The following is a 4,584-nucleotide window of genomic DNA, read 5'->3' as shown; positions in this document are numbered from 1 at the left end:
GACGACACGCCGCAGGCCGGCCCTCGACACGCCGGACGCGAGCCGGAAGTTCCTCCCGACCGCGGGCGGGCCGGCCCCGGCAGGCAGGCCCGGGCCGGCCCGGCCGGGCCGGGGCGGGCGAGCCCCGGCGGGCGGCCCGGCACGACGAGCGGCGGGGTCGTCGCCGGCAAGTCGCGTCGGGCGAGCGCGTCAACCGAGACACGACGAGGGGCGGATGCCACGTGGCATCCGCCCCTCGCCGTCTCAGGAGGAACTGCGGGTCAGTGCCCGCCCGACCGACGCTTGTTGTACACGTCGAACGCCACCGCGAGCAGCAGCACGAGGCCCTTCACGGCCTGCTGCCACTCGATGCCGATGCCCATGATCGACATGCCGTTGTTCAGGACACCGATGATCAGACCACCGATGATCGCTCCGCCGATCGTGCCGACGCCGCCCTGGACGGCCGCGCCACCGATGAACGCCGCCGAGATCGCCTCGAGCTCGAAGCCGTCACCGGCCTTCGGTCCCGCGAGGTTCAGGCGCGCGGTGAAGATGAGACCGGCGAGCGCCGCCAGGAAGCCCATGTTCACGAACAGCCAGAAGTCGACGCGGCGGGTCTTGATGCCCGACAGCTCGGCCGCGTGGCGGTTGCCGCCGATCGCGTAGATGTGACGGCCGAACACGGTGCGGTTCATCACGACGCTGTACACGAGCACCAGCACGCCGAGGATGATCAGCGTCACCGGGATGCCCTTGTACGACGCGAGCGCGTAGGCGAAGAACCCGATCGCCGCCGAGATCAGCACGAGCTTGGTGATGAACCACGCCAGCGGCTCGACGTCCTGGCCGTACTTCACGCGGCCGCGGCGGCTGCGCACCTGCTGCACGACGAGGATGACGATCGCGAGGGCGCCGACGCCGAGCGTCAGCGGATCGAGCTCGAACTCGCCGAACACGTTCGAGAGGAAGCCGTTGCCGAGCGCGCGGTACTCGGTCGGGAACGAGCCGATGTTCGCGTTGCCGAGCACCACGAGCGCGAGGCCGCGGAAGATGAGCATGCCGGCCAACGTCACGATGAACGCCGGGATGCCGACGTAGGCGATCCAGAAGCCCTGCCAGACGCCGACGAGGGCGCCGATGCCGAGCGAGAGGATCACGGCCAGCCACCACGGCAGGCCCCATTGCACCGCGAACACGCCCGAACAGGCGCCGACGAACGCCGCCACGGATCCGACCGAGAGGTCGATGTGGCCGGCGATGATGACCATCACCATGCCGATCGCGAGGACGAGGATGTAGCCGTTCTGGACGACGAGGTTCGAGATGTTCTGCGGCCGCAGCAGGATGCCGTCGGTGAGGAAGGCGAACAGCACGACCACCGCGACGAGCGCGATGAAGATGCCGTTGCGGCCGAGGTCGCTGAGCACGTGGCTCAGTCGCTCGGTGAACTTGTTGTCGACGGGGTTGATGTTGCTGCCCGCCGCGTGGGTCTCCTCGGTTGCGGGAGGGTTCGGATTCGACATGGTGTCTCCTGGGGGTGTTCCGTCAGCCGCGGGCTAGCGGGGCTTTTCCATGGTCATGAGCTTGAGCATCGACTCGGGCGTGGCCTCCTCGACGGGAAGCTCGCCGGTGATGCGACCCTCCGAGAGGGCGTAGACGCGATCGCAGATGCCGAGGAGTTCGGGCAGCTCCGACGAGATCACGATGATGCCCTTCCCGGCGGCGGCCAGGCGGTTGATGATCGTGTAGATCTCGTACTTCGCCCCGACGTCGATGCCGCGCGTGGGCTCGTCGAGGATCAGCACGTCGGGGTCGGAGTAGATCCACTTCGAGAGCACGACCTTCTGCTGGTTGCCGCCCGAGAGCTTGCCGGTCTTCACCAGGACGCTCGGCGCCTTGATGTTCATCGACGTGCGGTACTCGTTGGCGACCGCGTACTCCTCGTTGTCGTGCACGAGGCCGTACTTCTCGAGCTTCTTCAGCGACGCCATCGAGATGTTCCGCTTGATGTCCTCGATGAGGTTCAGGCCGTAGGTCTTGCGGTCCTCGGTGGCGTAGGCGATGCCGTTCGAGATCGCCTCGGCGACCGTGCGGGTCTTGATCTCCTTGCCGCGGAGGAAGACCTTGCCGGAGATGCGCGAACCGTAGGAGTGGCCGAACAGGCTCATCGCGAACTCGGTGCGACCAGCGCCCATGAGGCCGGCGATGCCGACGATCTCGCCGGCGCGCACGTGCAGGTTGACGTTGTCGACGACGACCCGGTTCGAGTCCTGCGGATGGTGCGCGGTCCAGTCCTCGACGCGGAGCAGCTCCTCACCGAGGTTCGGCGTGTGGTCGGGGTAGCGGTGCTCGAGGTCGCGACCCACCATGTCCTTGATGATGCGGTCCTCGGTGACGTCCTGCTTCGCGATCGTCTCGATCGTCTTGCCGTCGCGGATGACCGTGACGGTGTCGGCGACCTTCTTGATCTCGTTCAGCTTGTGGCTGATGATGATCGACGTGATGCCCTGGCCCTTGAGGTGCAGGATCAGGTCGAGCAGGTGGTCGGAGTCCTCGTCGTTGAGCGCGGCGGTGGGCTCGTCGAGGATCAGGAGCTTGACGCGCTTCGAGAGGGCCTTCGCGATCTCGACGAGCTGCTGCTTGCCGACGCCGATCTCGCGGATCTTGGTCGTCGGGTTCTCCTTCAGGCCGACCCGTGCGAGCAGCTTCGACGCCTCGAAGTTCGTCTGGTTCCAGTCGATGAGACCGCCGGCGCCCTTCTGCTCGTTGTTGAGGAAGATGTTCTCGGCGATCGAGAGGTACGGGCTGAGGGCGAGCTCCTGGTGGATGATCACGATGCCCTTGGCCTCGGAGTCGGTGAGGTCCCTGAACTCGACCTCCTCGCCCTCGAAGACGATCGCGCCGTCGTAGGTGCCGTGCGGGTAGACGCCCGACAGCACCTTCATCAGCGTCGACTTGCCTGCGCCGTTCTCGCCGCAGATCGCGTGGACCTCGCCTCGCTCCACGCCCAGGTTGACGTTCGCGAGCGCCTTGACGCCGGGGAACGTCTTCGTGATGCCGCGCATCTCGAGAATGTGATTGGTCATCCCTTGCTCCTGCTCCATTGCCGGTGTGGGGCCGGCCGAGTGGCGGATGCCGCGGCCGGGACCTGAGGCGAGAGTACTCCCGTCGCAGGTCCCGACACGCGGTGCGTCATCCGTTCGGGATCAGCGGCTGGTTCAGCCGTTGATCTCCTCTTCGGTCCAGTAGCCGGAGTCGACCAGGACCTCGGTGATGTTGTCGGCGACGACGATCTCCGACTCGAGGAGGTACGACGGCACGACCTTCACGCCGTTGTCGTAGTCGCTCGTGTTGTTGACCTCGGGCTCCTCGCCGTTCAGCAGGGCGGTCGCCATGTCGACGGCCACGGCCGCGAGGTTGCGGGTGTCCTTGAAGATGGTCGAGTACTGCTCACCGGCGATGATCGCCTTGACCGAGTCGAGCTCGGCGTCCTGGCCGGAGATGATCGGCCACTCGTCGCCGACCGAGTAGCCGGCGTCGGTGAGGGCCGAGATGATGCCGCGCGAGAGGCCGTCGTACGGCGAGAGCACCGCGTCGACGGTGGAGCCGTCGGAGTACGTCGAGACGAGGATGTCCTCCATGCGGCTCTGCGCGACCTCGCCGTCCCAGCGGAGGGTGGCGGCCTGCTCGAACTCGGTCTGGCCCGACTTCACGACGAGGGTGCCCTCGTCGATGTAGGGCTGGAGCGTGTCGATGGCGCCGTTCCAGAAGAACGTGGCGTTGTTGTCGTCGGGCGAGCCGGCGAACAGCTCGATGTTGAACGGTCCCTCCGGCGCGTCGGCGGCCTCGGCGCCCTCGAGGTCCGTGAGGCCGAGGCCCGCGAGGAGCGAGGTGGCCTGCTGGACACCCACGATGTAGTTGTCGAACGACGCGTAGTAGTCGACGTTCTCCGAGTCGCGGATGAGTCGGTCGTAGGCGATGACGGGGATGTCGGCGTCGGCGGCGTTCTGGAGCACCTCCGAGAGCGTGGTGCCGTCGATCGAGGCGACGATCAGGGCCTCGGCGCCCTTGGTGATCATGTTCTCGATCTGGGAGACCTGGGTGGGGATGTCGTCCTCGGCGTACTGGAGGTCGACCTGGAAGCCCTGCTCCTCGAGCTGCTCCTTGACGGCGTCGCCGTCCTGGATCCAGCGCTCCGAGCTCTTGGTGGGCATCGCGACGCCGATGAGGCCGCCGTCGCCCTCTCCGCCGCCTCCGCCGCTGCCGCCCGAGCACGCGGCGAGCGCGAGCATCGAACCGGCCGCCAGGGTGGCGAGGAGCACCTTCTTCGTGGTGTTCACGGTGTGTCCTTTCACTGTGTGGTCATGGACGTCGTCGTCTTGGTGACGTTTCGGATCCGGCCTCGTCCATGACGACCGGTTCCCAGCGGCATCCGTCGTGACCTCGGATGCCGCAAGCTCTTCAGTTGCGTTTCGCCTTCGTCCGGCCGGCGCCGGCCGGGATCTTCGCCGTCGGCGCGTCCCGTCGTGCGTCGGCGGCCTGTCCGTAGACGTTCTGGTACCGGTCGTACAGCCGGTCGATCGAGTCCTGCGGGATGGGGAT

Annotated in this window: 3 protein-coding genes; all 3 read right to left on the bottom strand. The window is 67.0% G+C overall.

Annotation, left to right across the window (positions count from 1 at the left end):
• Positions 1 to 260: 260 nt before the first annotated feature.
• A complete protein-coding gene (gene mmsB, locus GJR97_RS02355) occupies positions 261 to 1,505 on the bottom strand; it encodes a multiple monosaccharide ABC transporter permease (RefSeq protein WP_154344949.1) in 1,245 nt (414 codons plus the stop codon).
• A gap of 33 nt (positions 1,506 to 1,538) precedes the next feature.
• Entirely contained in the window at positions 1,539 to 3,068 is a 1,530-nt protein-coding gene (mmsA, locus tag GJR97_RS02350) for a multiple monosaccharide ABC transporter ATP-binding protein (RefSeq protein ID WP_154344948.1), read from the bottom strand.
• A gap of 132 nt (positions 3,069 to 3,200) precedes the next feature.
• Entirely contained in the window at positions 3,201 to 4,274 is a 1,074-nt protein-coding gene (gene chvE / locus GJR97_RS02345; RefSeq protein ID WP_154344950.1) for a multiple monosaccharide ABC transporter substrate-binding protein, read from the bottom strand.
• Positions 4,275 to 4,584 lie beyond the last annotated feature (310 nt).

It is taken from the genome of Agromyces kandeliae (genome assembly GCF_009674665.1).
In the GTDB taxonomy this organism is placed as follows: Bacteria; Actinomycetota; Actinomycetes; order Actinomycetales; family Microbacteriaceae; genus Agromyces; species Agromyces kandeliae.
Note: the sequence above shows the minus strand (reverse complement) of the source record. Positions and strands in the feature narration are given on the sequence as shown.

Bases quoted from the DNA above. Each gene is read 5' to 3' on its own strand.
- mmsB (WP_154344949.1), bottom strand. From the start codon at position 1,505: ATGTCGAATCCGAACCCTCCCGCAACCGAGGAGACCCACGCGGCGGGC.
- mmsA (WP_154344948.1), bottom strand. From the start codon at position 3,068: ATGACCAATCACATTCTCGAGATGCGCGGCATCACGAAGACGTTCCCC.
- chvE (WP_154344950.1), bottom strand. From the start codon at position 4,274: ATGCTCGCGCTCGCCGCGTGCTCGGGCGGCAGCGGCGGAGGCGGCGGA.